This window comes from Streptomyces sp. NPDC031274 (assembly GCF_055570235.1).
The window spans coordinates 97,110-110,229 of record NZ_JBVIHP010000005.1; the positions used below are offsets into that span (position 1 = coordinate 97,110).

Annotated in this window: 16 protein-coding genes; 9 read left to right on the top strand and 7 right to left on the bottom strand. The window is 67.5% G+C overall.

Annotated elements, in window-relative coordinates; all coding sequences use genetic code 11:
• The first annotated feature begins 76 nt into the window (after positions 1-76).
• The 8 genes from ACZ5CR_RS10450 to ACZ5CR_RS10485 all read left to right on the top strand — a co-directional run bounded on the left by ACZ5CR_RS10450 (position 77) and on the right by ACZ5CR_RS10485 (position 5,667).
• The gene (locus ACZ5CR_RS10450) at positions 77-283 is read left to right on the top strand and encodes a hypothetical protein (protein ID WP_468855706.1); all 207 of its coding nucleotides are present in this window, start codon (positions 77-79) and stop codon (positions 281-283) included.
• On the top strand, positions 267-791 hold the full coding sequence (locus ACZ5CR_RS10455; protein ID WP_468855709.1) for a DUF6879 family protein: 525 nt from the start codon (positions 267-269) through the stop codon (positions 789-791). The genes ACZ5CR_RS10450 and ACZ5CR_RS10455 overlap by 17 nt, the downstream gene beginning before the upstream one ends.
• Positions 775-1,611, top strand: coding sequence for a Scr1 family TA system antitoxin-like transcriptional regulator (locus ACZ5CR_RS10460; RefSeq protein ID WP_468855711.1), 837 nt, complete (start codon positions 775-777; stop codon positions 1,609-1,611). Before ACZ5CR_RS10455 ends, ACZ5CR_RS10460 begins: the two co-directional genes overlap by 17 nt.
• A gap of 115 nt (positions 1,612-1,726) precedes the next feature.
• Positions 1,727-1,999: a hypothetical protein gene (locus tag ACZ5CR_RS10465; protein WP_468855713.1), complete on the top strand. Its 273-nt coding sequence runs from the start codon at positions 1,727-1,729 to the stop codon at positions 1,997-1,999.
• 49 nt (positions 2,000-2,048) lie between these two features.
• Positions 2,049-3,125, top strand: a complete 1,077-nt coding sequence (locus ACZ5CR_RS10470) for a radical SAM protein (protein ID WP_468855714.1) — start codon at positions 2,049-2,051, stop codon at positions 3,123-3,125.
• 4 nt (positions 3,126-3,129) lie between these two features.
• The gene (locus tag ACZ5CR_RS10475) at positions 3,130-3,360 is read left to right on the top strand and encodes a hypothetical protein (protein WP_468855717.1); all 231 of its coding nucleotides are present in this window, start codon (positions 3,130-3,132) and stop codon (positions 3,358-3,360) included.
• Between the two features lie 75 nt (positions 3,361-3,435).
• Positions 3,436-4,248 (top strand): aminoglycoside phosphotransferase, encoded by an 813-nt coding sequence (locus ACZ5CR_RS10480; RefSeq protein ID WP_468855720.1) that lies wholly within the window; start codon positions 3,436-3,438, stop codon positions 4,246-4,248.
• A 138-nt stretch (positions 4,249-4,386) separates the two neighbouring features.
• Positions 4,387-5,667: a VanZ family protein gene (locus tag ACZ5CR_RS10485; RefSeq protein ID WP_468855721.1), complete on the top strand. Its 1,281-nt coding sequence runs from the start codon at positions 4,387-4,389 to the stop codon at positions 5,665-5,667.
• Between the two features lie 138 nt (positions 5,668-5,805).
• On the opposite strand, the gene ACZ5CR_RS10490 is transcribed toward ACZ5CR_RS10485, so the two are convergent.
• The 5 genes from ACZ5CR_RS10490 to rpsB all read right to left on the bottom strand — a co-directional run bounded on the left by ACZ5CR_RS10490 (position 5,806) and on the right by rpsB (position 10,443).
• A complete protein-coding gene (locus ACZ5CR_RS10490) occupies positions 5,806-6,873 on the bottom strand; it encodes a phosphatidate cytidylyltransferase (RefSeq protein WP_468855723.1) in 1,068 nt (355 codons plus the stop codon).
• A gap of 34 nt (positions 6,874-6,907) precedes the next feature.
• Entirely contained in the window at positions 6,908-7,465 is a 558-nt protein-coding gene (gene frr, locus ACZ5CR_RS10495; RefSeq protein WP_351165429.1) for a ribosome recycling factor, read from the bottom strand.
• A 148-nt stretch (positions 7,466-7,613) separates the two neighbouring features.
• Complete coding sequence (gene pyrH, locus ACZ5CR_RS10500) at positions 7,614-8,375, bottom strand: UMP kinase (protein ID WP_389908935.1); 762 nt, start codon at positions 8,373-8,375, stop codon at positions 7,614-7,616.
• Between the two features lie 186 nt (positions 8,376-8,561).
• Positions 8,562-9,398, bottom strand: coding sequence for a translation elongation factor Ts (tsf, locus tag ACZ5CR_RS10505; protein WP_389908938.1), 837 nt, complete (start codon positions 9,396-9,398; stop codon positions 8,562-8,564).
• 94 nt (positions 9,399-9,492) lie between these two features.
• The gene (rpsB, locus tag ACZ5CR_RS10510) at positions 9,493-10,443 is read right to left on the bottom strand and encodes a 30S ribosomal protein S2 (protein ID WP_468855724.1); all 951 of its coding nucleotides are present in this window, start codon (positions 10,441-10,443) and stop codon (positions 9,493-9,495) included.
• A 291-nt stretch (positions 10,444-10,734) separates the two neighbouring features.
• On the opposite strand from rpsB, the gene ACZ5CR_RS10515 reads away from it, so the two are divergent.
• Positions 10,735-11,397 carry a murein hydrolase activator EnvC family protein gene (locus ACZ5CR_RS10515; RefSeq protein WP_468855725.1) on the top strand — a complete coding sequence of 221 codons (663 nt, stop codon included), beginning with the start codon at positions 10,735-10,737 and terminating at the stop codon, positions 11,395-11,397.
• A 157-nt stretch (positions 11,398-11,554) separates the two neighbouring features.
• On the opposite strand, the gene ACZ5CR_RS10520 is transcribed toward ACZ5CR_RS10515, so the two are convergent.
• Together ACZ5CR_RS10520 and whiG are read right to left on the bottom strand one after the other, a co-directional pair.
• On the bottom strand, positions 11,555-12,112 hold the full coding sequence (locus tag ACZ5CR_RS10520) for a TetR/AcrR family transcriptional regulator (protein WP_468856183.1): 558 nt from the start codon (positions 12,110-12,112) through the stop codon (positions 11,555-11,557).
• A gap of 132 nt (positions 12,113-12,244) precedes the next feature.
• The gene (whiG, locus tag ACZ5CR_RS10525; RefSeq protein ID WP_468855727.1) at positions 12,245-13,087 is read right to left on the bottom strand and encodes an RNA polymerase sigma factor WhiG; all 843 of its coding nucleotides are present in this window, start codon (positions 13,085-13,087) and stop codon (positions 12,245-12,247) included.
• Positions 13,088-13,120 lie beyond the last annotated feature (33 nt).

The following is a 13,120-nucleotide window of genomic DNA, read 5'->3' on the forward strand; positions in this document are numbered from 1 at the left end:
AGACGCCTTTCAAACCACCCCCGTAGCGTCAAGGGGACCGGCCCGCAGGGGCCCAGGACTAGGGGGTTCGTCGTCCATGGCACGCGAGGAATTGACCCGGCTCACTGGCAACGGCAACGGCACGTGTGGCGAGGAGGACTGCCCGAACGTCTACAGGACAGCAAGCGGCTCGGTCGTCGTTCAAGGGAGCGTCTCAGAGGCATTCACACCACCGTCCGGTGAGGCCCTGGTGGAGATCCCGGAGGAAGTGTTGAGGGAGGCCGTACGTGCTCTTGGATGGTGACGAGTGGCGTCGTCGATTCGCGGAGATCAATCAAGAAGCCTGGCGGCTTGAGACTCTTCCGCAGTACCTCGTACCGCAGGAAGCGGGTGAGTTCACAGCCTTCCGCGAAGGTCGGCCCATGACGCCCTACACCGCATCCTCATACACAGAACGCGTCTCACGGCAGCGCGCCGAGGGCAAGCACAACGGCCGCGTGCACATCGTGACGCAGCCGCTCTCCGACTACCTGCGGTTCGAGTTCGCCCGGTTCTACGAGGTGCATGCTCGGGCAGGGGAAGAAATCCGCATCCTCGATGTGACCAACCGCCCCAACCCTCTTGATGGGGCCCCGGACTTCTGGATGTTCGACCGCGCGGAAGTCGTCCTCATGAACTATGAGGACGACGGCACGCAGATCAATCGCGAGGTGTTCGCAGGGGACGCGTCCCCGTTCCTCGAATACCAGCGGATCGCGATGGCCGAGTCGGTGCCCTTCGAGGAGTACGTGAACGGTGGCCATAGAGCCTGACGAGCTTGACCAGTCTGGCCTCGAACTGGCAGCCATGCTCAAACGCCTCCGCAATCAAGCCGGACTCTCTGGGGTCCGGCTTGCTGCGCGTTGCAACATGTCTCAGTCCAAGATCAGCCGCATCGAAGGGAACAAGCTCCGCCCGTCACTGGTCGACGTCGAGCAGATCCTCAGGGCTCTGAGCGTTTCCCCCGCTGCCGCAGCCGAAGTAATGGCCATGGCTCGCATAGCGCAGACGGAATGGCAGGACCGCAAGGCCCTGCACCGGAAAGGGCTGGACAAGAAGCAGCTAGAACTTGCCGGAATCGAAGCAGCCACCAGAGAGTTCCGGTACTTCCTGCTGTCGATGACCACGGCCCTACTGGCAACACCGGACTACATCCGGGAGAGCATCGCGCACACGCCACCGACTCAACAGGCCAAGGCCGTTGGTATGAAGCTTGAACGGCAGGCAGTTCTACTCGACCGCTCGAAGCGCTTCACATTCCTGCTCACGGAGCAAGCCATCCGATACCCGCTGGTCTCACCAGACGCAATGGCCATGCAGATTGACCGGCTGGCCTCGCTCGCCCTCCAGGCAAACATTCGGATTGGCGTGCTACCCATGGGTAGGAAGTTCAGCAACACTCCCTTGAGTACGTTCACGATCTACGACGACCGTCTAGCAACGATCGAGACAGACCTAGGTGCGGCTGTCTTTCGCGACCCCAAGGACGTTCGCTCACTCCTCGACCGGTTCACCGGCTACGAGGAACACGCCACTTTTGGAGAGGACGCGCGCGAGCAATTGACCGCCTGGGCCTGGTCGTTCCGCCGTTGATCTTTAGTCCTCAACGCGAATAGCGCTAGATCCGCGTCCTCGCCGGGTCGACGATGAAGCCATGCCGACCAATCCGGAGTCGCCGAGACAATCGTCTGCCCCACGGGGTTGGCGCGTGGAGCCGATCCCCAGTCGCACGGCCTACAAGGACAATGCGGGGCGCATTCGGATTCCGGTGTGGCTGTCGAAGAACGGTCTGCATACAGCAGACACAGAGATGGTCCTGCTGCCCTCAGAGGCCGAGCTGCTGGCTGATCACTTGGCCGACGCCATGGGCAGCAAAGCCCGGGCTGTCCTCCACGAACTGATGCAGGGAAGCGCCGCCGCTCGCCCATTCCCCTCGCCGGAAGGGAACCATGCCCCCACCCACGCACGAACTGATCGCTAGTCCGTTCCTCGACGAGTACCTCGTCTTACGCCCCGGCAACGACAACGGGGTGCAGATCCCGCTCGCCCGGTTCCTCGAACTGAGCAAGGCTGCGAGCACCGGCACCGAGGCGCCGCAGTGGCTCCTCGACGGCGCCCGCCAAGCATGGGGGCTCGACCTTCCCGCACATCGGCCCCTGGGCGAAACCGTCCTCGTTCGCGCACCCTCTCCGTACGGCATGGCCCGCGCGTCCTACGAGATCAACAAGGGCTGTGACTACGACTGCTCACACTGCTACCTGGGCCTGAAGCGGTTCGAGGGGCTGCCGTGGGCCGACAAGGTTCGCCTACTCGACATCATGCGCGACGTCGGCGTGCTCTGGCTCCAGATCACAGGCGGCGAACCGCTTATCGACCGCGAGTTCCCCGAGGCGTACTCATACGCCTACGACCTCGGCATTATGCTGACAATCTCGACCAACGGATCGCAGCTCCACAAACAGAAGATCCTGGAAACTCTCGCCGAACGCCCTCCCCACCACCTGTCCCTGAGCGTCTACGGCGCCACCGAAGAGACGTACGACGGATTCACCCGCAACCGGGGCGCATTCGGCCGCTTCATCCGCGGACTCGACGCCGCCCGCGAGGCCGGCCTGCGCTTGCAGTTGAACATCGTCATCACCAAGGACAACGCCGACGAGTTCGCCGCCATGGAACAGCTCAGCGAGCCCTACGGGCAGGTGTTCGTGTTCACGAACATGTCGCCCACGATCCAGGGCGACGCGACCCCGATCCCTGAGCAGGCCGCAAAGTACCTGCGCAAGCGGAAGCCGTTCACCGGCTGCAATGCCGGACACACCTTCTTTCACGCTGATCCGTTCGGCCACGCGTCCATATGCAAGATCGGCCGCGACCCGCACATCCCCCTGCTGCAGGAAGGGATCGAGGGACTAAAACGCCTCGGCGGCATCGCCGACGGCCTACAACTTCGTACCGGGGGCTGCGCCAGCTGCACGTTCGGTCAGAAGGACGCCGACGGCAACCCGGGCGGCTGCACCACCTGCCGCCCCATGGCCAAGCTCTACCAGGAGGCGAAGGCACCTCGAAACATGTACTGCCAGCACCCCGAGCCCGAACAAGTGAGGTAAATCCATGGCAATTGCCGTCGAGCTCCACACCACGGAAGAGACCCGATCCCCCGGCCCCGTGATGCTCGCGATCACGCCCCGCCCGACCGTACCGACTGCCGGACCGCTACCGCTCCCCGTCGCGATCACATCCCGGCCCATCGGCGATCACGAGTTCCGGATCACGCAGGAGATCGGCACGTTCTCCGAGAGCCTCGGCTGCTCGTGCCAGGCCGATGACGACCAGCCGTACTGAACCGACACGCGCACCGAGCCGCCCTCACCCGCCATAAGGTCGAGGGCGGCTCGTCCGTCCACCCAGGAACCCCACATGCCCGTAACCCGTATCCACTGGGACGACCTGCCCCTCACCGCGCGCGAGACCATCGAGCAGCGCACCGGCCCGATTCTGCGCACCCGCACAGCCGAGGCGGGCGCCAACTCCGGGATCGCTGCCACCGTGTACACCGCCGACGCAGCGCTGTTCATCAAGGGCGTGCCCACCGACCACCCACAGGCCCGCACACAGCAGCGCGAGGTCGCCATCAACCCGTACCTCCCCCCGGCCTCCCCGCGTCTGCTCTGGCATGAGCAGGTCGCAGGATGGGACCTGCTCGGATACGAGCACCTCGTCGCCCGGCACGCCGACTACGCACCCGGCTCCCCCGATCTGCCGCTCGTCGCCCGCGCCCTGGTCGAGCTCCAGAACATGCCGTGCCCCGACATCGACCTCAAGCGCGCCGAGGATCGGTGGAGCGGCTACGCGGGCGCCGCCGGCGTCGAGCAGCTCGTCGGTGACACCTTGCTGCACACCGATCTCGCGCCGCACAACGTGCTCGTCACCGAGCGCGCCCACCTGATCGACTGGGCATGGCCGACCCGCGGAGCCGCATGGATCGACCCCGCCGTTCTCATCCCGCGGCTCATGGAAGCCGGACACACCGCGGAAGCCGCGGACAGCTGGGCACGTCGGCAGTTCCCGTCATGGGCAGCGGCCCCGCAGGCATCCGTCGCCGCGTTCTCCGAAGCGAACGCCCGGACGTGGGGCGAGATCGCCCGCAGCGATCCGCAGGATTGGAAGAAGCGCATGGGCCACCTCGCTCACGACTGGGTCGCCTACTGGCACGACCGGGTGGCCTACTGACGCGACTGGGTGGCCTAGTGGCGGTCAAAGACCGCGTAATCCTCTCTTCCTACGCAAAGCCGCAGCTCACCCGCCTATACATGCAATGTATAGAGACTGTGTATAGTCTCCCGCATGCCTTCTGCGTACCTTTTGCCGATGAAGACGGCAGCAGCGCTTTTCCCGCTCCTCGCGCTGGTGCTTTTCCTCCCTACGGCGGTCGTCCTGTACCGCCGCCACGGCACCCTGTCGCAGTGGCGTGTCCTATCGCTCCTCGGCTTCCTCTACTACGCGATCACGGCCCTGTGCATGACGCTCGTCCCGCTGCCCAAGCGGACAGCGGACATGTGCGAAACGTTCGCGGCGGCCGCCCGCCCGCAGTGGATCCCGGGCAACACCTTCAGCGACATCTGGAAGGAGGCGCACCACAAGGTCACGCTGAACGCGCTGGTGCTCCAGAACCCCGCAGTCAGCGGTGCGGTCCTGAACCTGGCCCTGCTGCTTCCGCTGGGCGTCTTCGTCCGCTACCACCTGCGGCGCGGCGTCGCCGCCGCGGCCGTCGCGGGCTTCGGCGCCTCGCTGTTCTTCGAGGTCACGCAGGGCACCGCGCTGTGGGGCGCCTACCCGTGCCCGTACCGTCTGTTCGACGTCGACGACCTGCTGCTCAACACCGCGGGAGCGCTGCTCGGCTGGTACGTGGCCGGGCCGCTGGCCCGACTGCTCCCGACGTGGGAGACGCTGGATCACACGACGCCGGCCCGACAGTCCGTCACCCTCGGACGGCGCCTGGTGGCGCTCCTTGTCGACCTGACTGGAGTCTCGGCCGTCACCGTCCTCGTGCTCCTGGCCACGGCGGAAGACGTGTACAGCGACTCCCATCCCATACCGCAGGTGATGGTCGCGGTCTTCGCCGTGTGGTTCGTCGTACTGCCCTGGCTGACGAGGACAACCCCGGGCAAGTGGCTTCTCCTGCTGAAGCTGGCGCCGACCGAGGGCGACGGACGGCCGGCGCTGTGGCGGATCGGGGTCCGCGCGTCGCTGCTGGGCGTGGTGACTCTCCCGCTGATGGCGACCCTCGTGGCCGCGTCGATGGTCCTGCTGTACGGGCCGTCGTGGGTGGTGCGCCGGGTCCGGGACGCTACGGCGGCGGACACGCGCGCGATCCAGTGGAAGCTGATCGACCACTTTCCGCAGGTGTTGCTGATCGTTCTCGTCGTGGTCCTGATCGGCGGGTACGTGCTGATGGCCCGGAGGCGGAGGCCGGACCTCTGGACCCACGAGCTGGCATCCGGGGTGCGCACGGTGGGCGCTGACGCACACCCGCGCCGACACCGGTTCCACGTCGAGCATGCGGACGCTCCGCGGGCCCCCGGACCGGGCACCGACGCGTCGCAGACCCCGGCGCCCGAATCCACCCGCACGGCGTCGGAGCACCACTGACCCTCGGGCAGGACGCCCGCTGAGAGGCGTCAGCTTCGGGCCTGGCAGCCGAGAGGCGGCATACGGCATACGGCATACGAAAAGGGGCCCGCCGCCCCCATGGACGACGAGCCCCTCACGTACGTACGCACACGCAGGTCAGCCGGACCCCACGAAGACGACCAGCAGCAGCCACACCACCGGAGCCGTCGGCAGCAGGGAGTCGAGGCGGTCCATGATGCCCCCGTGGCCGGGGAGCAGCGTGCCCATGTCCTTGATGCCGAGGTCACGCTTGATCATGGATTCGCCGAGGTCACCGAGTGTCGCGCTCGCGGCGACCGCGAGGCCGATGAGCAGCCCCTGCCACCACGTGCCGCCGTCTATCAGGAACTCCATGCACAGCGCGCCCCCCGCCATCGCGAACGTCACCGCGCCGACCAGGCCCTCGCGGGTCTTGCCGGGACTGATGCGCGGGGCGAGCTTGTGCTTGCCGAAGCGCCAGCCGATCGCGTACGCCCCGGTGTCGCTGACCACGGTCAGGAGCAGGAACGTGAGCACCCGCATCGCGCCGTCGTCCGCGGTGAGCATCATCGCCACGAACGTAGCGAGGAACGGGACGTAGAACGCCGCGAAGACGCCCGCCGTGACGTCCTTCAGATAGCCCTCGGGCGGCTCGGTCATCCGCCAGACGAGCACCGCGAGCGCCGTGAGCGCCATGGCGACCCAGGCGCCCTCGGGCCCGCGGACGTATCCGGCGACGACCATCGCGGCGCCGCCCACCGCGAGCGGGACCAGCGGCGCCTTGATGCCCTTGCGCTCCTCGAGCCGCGAGGTGAGCTCCCAGAGACCGACCACGACGGCGACCGCTATGACGCCGATGAAGACGGCCTTCACGATGAAGAGCGACGCGACGATCACCGCGCCGAGCCCCACGCCGACTCCTATGGCCGCCCCGAGGTCACGGCCCGCGCTCTTCTTCTGCGGCGCGCGAGGCGCTCGCGGCGTCTCAGGGGCGGGCTGTGATGCTGCGCTGGGCATGGGCTCCTGGGGTACTTCAGGCACGTCAGGCATGTCGGGCACGATGGGCATGGGCCGCGTCTCTGATGGATACAGGGCGTCATGCGCATCGTACGCGGGACCTGCCGGGGCAGCCCCTTGAGCAGGGCCCTGGTCGGGCGGCCCCCAGTACCCGGCTCTGGGAGGCGCCCCCCAGGAAGAGTCGTTCACGGATCGGATTCCTCAGTCCTCAGACCACGAGCCCTCAGACCTCGAGCAGCTCGGCTTCCTTGTGCTTGAGCAGCTCGTCCACCTGAGCGACGTACTTCGCCGTGGTGTCGTCGAGCTCCTTCTCCGCGCGACGGCCCTCGTCCTCGCCGATGTCGCCGTCCTTGATCGCCTTGTCGATCGATTCCTTGGCCTTGCGGCGGATGGAACGGATCGAGATCTTGGAGTCCTCGGCCTTGGTCTTGGCGACCTTGATGTACTCCTTGCGGCGGTCCTGCGTCAGCTCGGGGAACGTCACCCGGATGATGTTTCCATCATTGCTGGGGTTGACGCCGAGGTCGGAGTCGCGGATCGCCTGTTCGATGTTGCGCAGCGCGCTCTTGTCGAACGGGGTCACCACGGCCATCCGCGGCTCGGGCACCGAGAACGAGGCCAGCTGATTGATCGGCGTAAGGGCGCCGTAGTAGTCGGCCACGATCTTGTTGAACATCGCCGGGTGCGCACGGCCTGTGCGAATCGCGGCGAAGTCCTCCTTGGCGACCACGACGGCCTTCTCCATCTTCTCCTCGGCCTCGAGGAGGGTCTCTTCGATCACCACTTGCTCCTGGTGTTGTGAGTGGGCTGGGGCGCCCCCACACGGTGAAGTAGGGGGAGTCCATGGGGCGTCGGCTGCGTCGCGTCTCTTTCCCTGCACCGTGTCCGACCGGCAGGGCTTTGTCCATCCCCCGGGGGCGTCCCCGGGATCAGGCGCGGGTACCCCCGTCACCCACGAGTGTGCCGATCTTCTCACCCTTGACGGCACGGGCGATATTGCCGGTGGAGAGCAACTCGAAGACCAGGATGGGCAACTTGTTGTCGCGGCACAGGGTGATCGCGGTCATGTCGGCGACCTTCAGGTCGCGGGTGATGACCTCGCCGTAGCCGAGCGCGTCGTACTTGACCGCGTCCGGGTTGGTCTTGGGGTCGGAGTCGTAGACCCCGTCGACGCCGTTCTTGCCCATGAGCAAGGCCTCGGCGTCGATCTCCAGGGCGCGCTGCGCCGCGGTCGTGTCGGTGGAGAAGTACGGCATGCCCATACCGGCACCGAAGATGACCACACGGCCCTTCTCAAGGTGCCGTACGGCGCGCAGCGGGATGTACGGCTCCGCGACCTGGCCCATCGTGATGGCGGTCTGGACGCGGCACTCGATGCCTTCCTTCTCCAGGAAGTCCTGCAGCGCGAGGCAGTTCATGACCGTGCCGAGCATGCCCATGTAGTCGGAGCGCGCCCGGTCCATACCGCGCTGCTGCAGCTCGGCGCCGCGGAAGAAGTTGCCGCCGCCGATGACGGCCGCGATCTGGGCACCGTCGCGGACGACCGCGGCGATCTCCTTGGCGATCGCGTGCACCACGTCGGGGTCGACGCCAAGGCCGCCCCCGCCGGCGAATGCCTCACCGGAGAGCTTCAGCAGGAAACGACCGGGGACTTTTTCGTCGCCACTGTTTGTGTCGGCCTTGGTGGTCATGGAGTTCTCGCTTCTTTTTGCTCGGCGCACATACGAAGAAGGCCACTGCCGGTGGGGTGTCGTTCGCATCCCATGCTCGGCAATGGCCTCCTCGTCAGATCCTGCGGTCGTACGTCGCGTACTGCGTGAGTACGCGGGCGACCGCTGTCGACCCTAGCGGGGTCTACCGTCGATCGCGGTACTGACTCAGATGCCGACCTTGATGCGCGAGAAGCGCTTCAGGGTGACACCGGCCTCGTCCAGAACCTTCTGGACGGACTTCTTGTTGTCGAGCGCGTACGGCTGACCGAGGAGGGTGGCCTCCTTGAAGAAGCCGTTGACGCGACCCTCGACGATCTTGGGCAGCGCGGCCTCGGGCTTGCCCTCGGCGCGGGTGGTCTCCTCGGCGACGCGGCGCTCGGACTCGACGACCTCGGCCGGGACGTCCTCGCGGGAGAGGTACTTCGGCGCGAAGGCGGCGATGTGCTGCGCGATGCCCTTGGCGAGGTCGGCGTCGGCCTTGTCCAGCTCGACCAGAACACCGATCTGCGGGGGCAGGTCGGGCATGGTGCGGTGCATGTACGCGGTGACGAAGGTGCCCGAGAACTGCGCGAAGCGGTCCAGGACGATCTTCTCACCGAGGTTGGCGTTGGCCTCGTCGACGTACGCCTGGACGGTCTTGCCGGCCTCGATCTCGGACGCGAGCAGCGCCTCGAGGTCGGCCGGGGACGTCTTGGCGATGTGCGCGGCGAGCGAGTTGGCGACAGCCTGGAACTTCTCGCCCTTGGCGACGAAGTCCGTCTCGCACTTCAGCTCGACGATCACGCCGGAGGTGTTGTCGTCGGCGATGAGGGAGACCACGGCGCCGTTCTCGGCGGAGCGGCCCTCGCGCTTGGCGACGCCCTTCTGGCCCTTGATGCGCAGGGCCTCGACGGCCTTGTCGACGCTGCCGTCAGCCTCGTCGAGCGCCTTCTTGCAGTCCATCATGCCGGCGCCCGTGAGCTCACGGAGCTTCTTGACGTCAGCGGCGGTGTAGTTCGCCATGATCCTGAAATTCTCTTTCGAAGGTCTGAAAGATCTACGGGTGAACGGCGGGGGCCTGATCGGCCCCCGCCGTCAACTACCGAACCTGTGAAGGTCAGGCCTGCTCGGTCTCCGTGGCGGGGGCCTCGGCGGCGGCAACCTCGGCGGGGGCCTCGGACTGCTCGGCGTCGGCGGCCTTCTCCGTCTCGGCGGACTTCTGAACCTCGGCCTCTTCGGCCTTCGGCTCGTCGGCCTTGGCCTCGTCAGCCTTGGGCTCGTCGGCCTTCTTCTCGCCCTCGAGCAGGTCGCGCTCCCACTCGGCGAGCGGCTCGCCGGCGGCCTTCTCGCCCGGCTTCTGGTCGCCCGTGGCCACGCCGGAACGGGAGATGAGGCCCTCGGCGACGGCGTCGGCGATCACGCGGGTGAGCAGGGTGACGGAGCGGATCGCGTCGTCGTTGCCCGGGATCTTGTAGTCGACCTCGTCGGGGTCACAGTTCGTGTCGAGGATCGCGACGACCGGAATGTTGAGCTTCCGGGCCTCGCCGACAGCGATGTGCTCCTTCTTGGTGTCCACGATCCAGACGGCGCTGGGCACCTTGGACATCTCGCGGATACCGCCGAGGGTCTTCTCCAGCTTGGCCTTCTCGCGGGAGAGGACGAGCAGCTCCTTCTTGGTGAGGCCGGACGCGGCCACATCCTCGAAGTCGATCTGCTCGAGCTCCTTCAGGCGCTGGAGGCGCTTGTAGACGGTCGAGAAGTTGGTGAGCATGCCGCCCAGCCAGCGCTGGTTCACGTAGGGCATGCCGACGCGGGTCGCCTGCTCGGCGATGGCCTCCTGCGCCTGCTTCTTCGTGCCGACGAACATGACCGTGCCGCCGTGGGCGACGGTCTCCTTGACGAACTCGTAGGCGCGGTCGATGTACGACAGCGACTGGAGCAGGTCGATGATGTAGATGCCGTTGCGCTCCGTGAAGATGAAGCGCTTCATCTTCGGGTTCCAACGGCGGGTCTGGTGACCGAAGTGGACGCCGCTTTCCAGCAGCTCCCGCATCGTGACGACGGCCATGGCCGTACTCCTAGGTGTTCTCGGTTGTGCCGCGTCCGCCGGATGACGGTCGCGTCCTGACGCCCGCGATGCGCCGTGCCACAGAGGACCGAGAGGCGCTGGCACCTGGCTTTTGATGGCCTGGTGTCGGGGCGTGCGAAGTCGACCCGGTGACCCGGATCGCCACAAGAAGTGTACGGGACCCGCGAGGCAGTGGGTGACGCCGCTGTCCACAAGCGGATGGTCGTCCACAGATCCGGTCCATGATCCCCGCGGACCGGCCCGGCGCGGGACCGTTCTGGCATGTCTCACATGCGAAGAAGCCTTGGCCTTGCGCTGCTGACCGTGGCGCTGATCACCGCGGCACTGATCACTGGGGCGGTGCTGCCTGCCGCCGCTGCCGACTCCGTCAGCAAGCCGGTTAGCGAGCCGGTGCCGAAGGTGGGGGGCGCTTGGCCCGTGGGGGTGCGGCCTTCTGTCGTACGGGGCTGGGAGCCTCCGGCGACGGAGTACGGCCGGGGGCACCGGGGCGTGGACCTCGCGGCGGCGCCTGGCGCAGTCGTTCGGGCGGTGGCACCGGGCAGGGTCTCGTTCGCGGGCCGGGTGGCGGGGCGTGGGGTGATCGCGGTGGAGCTGGCGGGCACGGGGGATCCGCCCCTGCGTACGACGTACGGGCCGGTGCGGGCCACGGTCAAGAAGGGCGCCGAGGTGGCGACGGGCGAGGCACTGGGGGTACTGGAACTCTCCATGGGACCTACAGGACCCACGGGGCCTACAGGACCCACAGGACCCACGGCGCCCAATGCCCACTGCCCGAGCAGCTGCCTGCACTGGGGCCTGTTGAGGGCCGACGCGTACCTGAACCCGCTGTCACTACTGCCGCCGTGGCTACTGGGGCGCGGGGCGTCCCGCCTGCTGCCGGTGATTGACGTGCCGCTGCTGGGGTTGCTGCCGTGGTGGCCAGGCGCCCCTTGAGCAGGCATCCCCGGAGCAAGGGTTCCCTGAGCAGGCACCCCCGGAGCAGGGGTTCCCTGAGCAGGCATCCCCGGAGCGGGGGTCCCCTGAGCAGGCGCCCCCGGAGGCGGACCAGGCGGACGCGGCGCCCCGCTGCCGGGCGCCGATGGGTGAGGCCTCAGCCCCGCACACCTCGCAGCGCCATGACGACGGCCGCCTCGGTGATGGCGGACGGATCCTCCGCGGCGCCCAGCTCGATCCGCCGCACAGCCGCGTCCACGACACCCTGCAGAAGCATCGCGGCGAGCCGGGGCTCCGCATGTCCCAGCTCGCGCAACGCCTCGCCGATCATGGCGACAAGCCCACCGTGCGCGGCACGGATCTTCTCCCGCGCCCCCGCGTCCAACTCGGCCGCGGAGATCGCGACGACGGCCCTGTGCCGCCGGTCCCCCACCAGATCGAGCTGCCGCCTGACGTATGCCTCGACCTTGCCCTCGGCCGTCTCCGCCCGCTCCATCGCGACGGAGACCTCCGCCGCCCAGACGGGGAAGTCGACCTCGCACAGCTCCTCGACGACCGCGGCACGCGACCGGAAGTACTCGTACACGGACGACCGCGCGAGCCCCGTGCGCTCGGCGAGGGCGGGGAAGGTCAACGCCTCCGTACCGCCCTCGGACAGCAGGGACCGCGCGGCGTCCAACAGGGCGCCGCGCTGCATCGACCGGTGCTCGGCCACAGAGGCCGCTCGAATCCTTGGCACGCACTCCACTCTACGGACGTGACCGCCGGGACGGGAGTCGTTCCACCTCGGAGAACCCCACACCGGCACCTCACGGCACGGGCCGTGGGCAGGGACGATTCAGCGCCCTCAGCGGCCGAAACTCGCCAGCTTCGCCCGCAGCTGGAGCACCGATTTCGTGTGGATCTGGCTCACCCGGCTCTCCGTCACGCCGAGCACATTGCCGATCTCGGCGAGCGTGAGGCCTTCGTAGTAGTAGAGCGTGACGACGGTCTTCTCCCGCTCCGGCAGCGTGTTGATCGAGCGCGCGAGCAGCCGTCGCAGCTCGCGGTCCTCGGCGACCTCCACGGGGTTGTCGGCCGCGGTGTCCTCGAGCGTGTCCATCAGGCTCAGCCGGTTGCCGCCCTCGCCGCCGACGTGCAGGAGCTCCTCGAGGGCCACCACGTTCGCCAGCGACAACTGGCTGAAAACAGCGTGCAGTTCCTCGATCGCCACCCCCATCTCGTGGGCGACCTCGCTCTCCGAGGGCGTACGCCGCAGCTGGGCCTCCAGCGTGGCGTAGGCCCGCTCGACGTTGCGCGCCTTCTGCCGCACGGACCGGGGGATCCAGTCGAGCGCCCGCAGTTCGTCGATCATCGCGCCACGGATACGCGTGATCGCGTACGTCTCGAATTTGATCGAGCGCTCGATGTCGAACTTCTCGATCGCGTCGATCAGACCGAACACCCCGGACGAGACGAAGTCCGCCTGCTCGACATTGGGCGGCAACCCCACGCTGACCCGGCCCGCGACGTACTTCACCAGTGGCGAGTAGTGCAGGATCAACTGCTCGCGCAGCCGCCCGTCCCCCGTCTCCTTGTACGACCGCCACAGCTCGTCCAGCGACGAGGGTGCGGGGGGCCGCTCCCGCTCGCCGCTACGGGCGGCGGGGGGAACCGCCGCCCGATCGGACCCTGAGGTGTGCTGGGGCATTCGTTGCCTTGAGCCGTTCTGCCGTGAACCGGT

Excerpts from the sequence above, each read along its gene's own strand:
- whiG (WP_468855727.1), bottom strand. The coding sequence starts at position 13,087 with ATGCCCCAGCACACCTCAGGGTCCGATCGGGCGGCGGTTCCCCCCGCC.
- ACZ5CR_RS10515 (WP_468855725.1), top strand. The coding sequence starts at position 10,735 with ATGCGAAGAAGCCTTGGCCTTGCGCTGCTGACCGTGGCGCTGATCACC.
- rpsB (WP_468855724.1), bottom strand. The coding sequence starts at position 10,443 with ATGGCCGTCGTCACGATGCGGGAGCTGCTGGAAAGCGGCGTCCACTTC.
- ACZ5CR_RS10450 (WP_468855706.1), top strand. The coding sequence starts at position 77 with ATGGCACGCGAGGAATTGACCCGGCTCACTGGCAACGGCAACGGCACG.
- ACZ5CR_RS10480 (WP_468855720.1), top strand. The coding sequence starts at position 3,436 with ATGCCCGTAACCCGTATCCACTGGGACGACCTGCCCCTCACCGCGCGC.
- tsf (WP_389908938.1), bottom strand. The coding sequence starts at position 9,398 with ATGGCGAACTACACCGCCGCTGACGTCAAGAAGCTCCGTGAGCTCACG.
- ACZ5CR_RS10475 (WP_468855717.1), top strand. The coding sequence starts at position 3,130 with ATGGCAATTGCCGTCGAGCTCCACACCACGGAAGAGACCCGATCCCCC.
- ACZ5CR_RS10485 (WP_468855721.1), top strand. The coding sequence starts at position 4,387 with ATGAAGACGGCAGCAGCGCTTTTCCCGCTCCTCGCGCTGGTGCTTTTC.
- pyrH (WP_389908935.1), bottom strand. The coding sequence starts at position 8,375 with ATGACCACCAAGGCCGACACAAACAGTGGCGACGAAAAAGTCCCCGGT.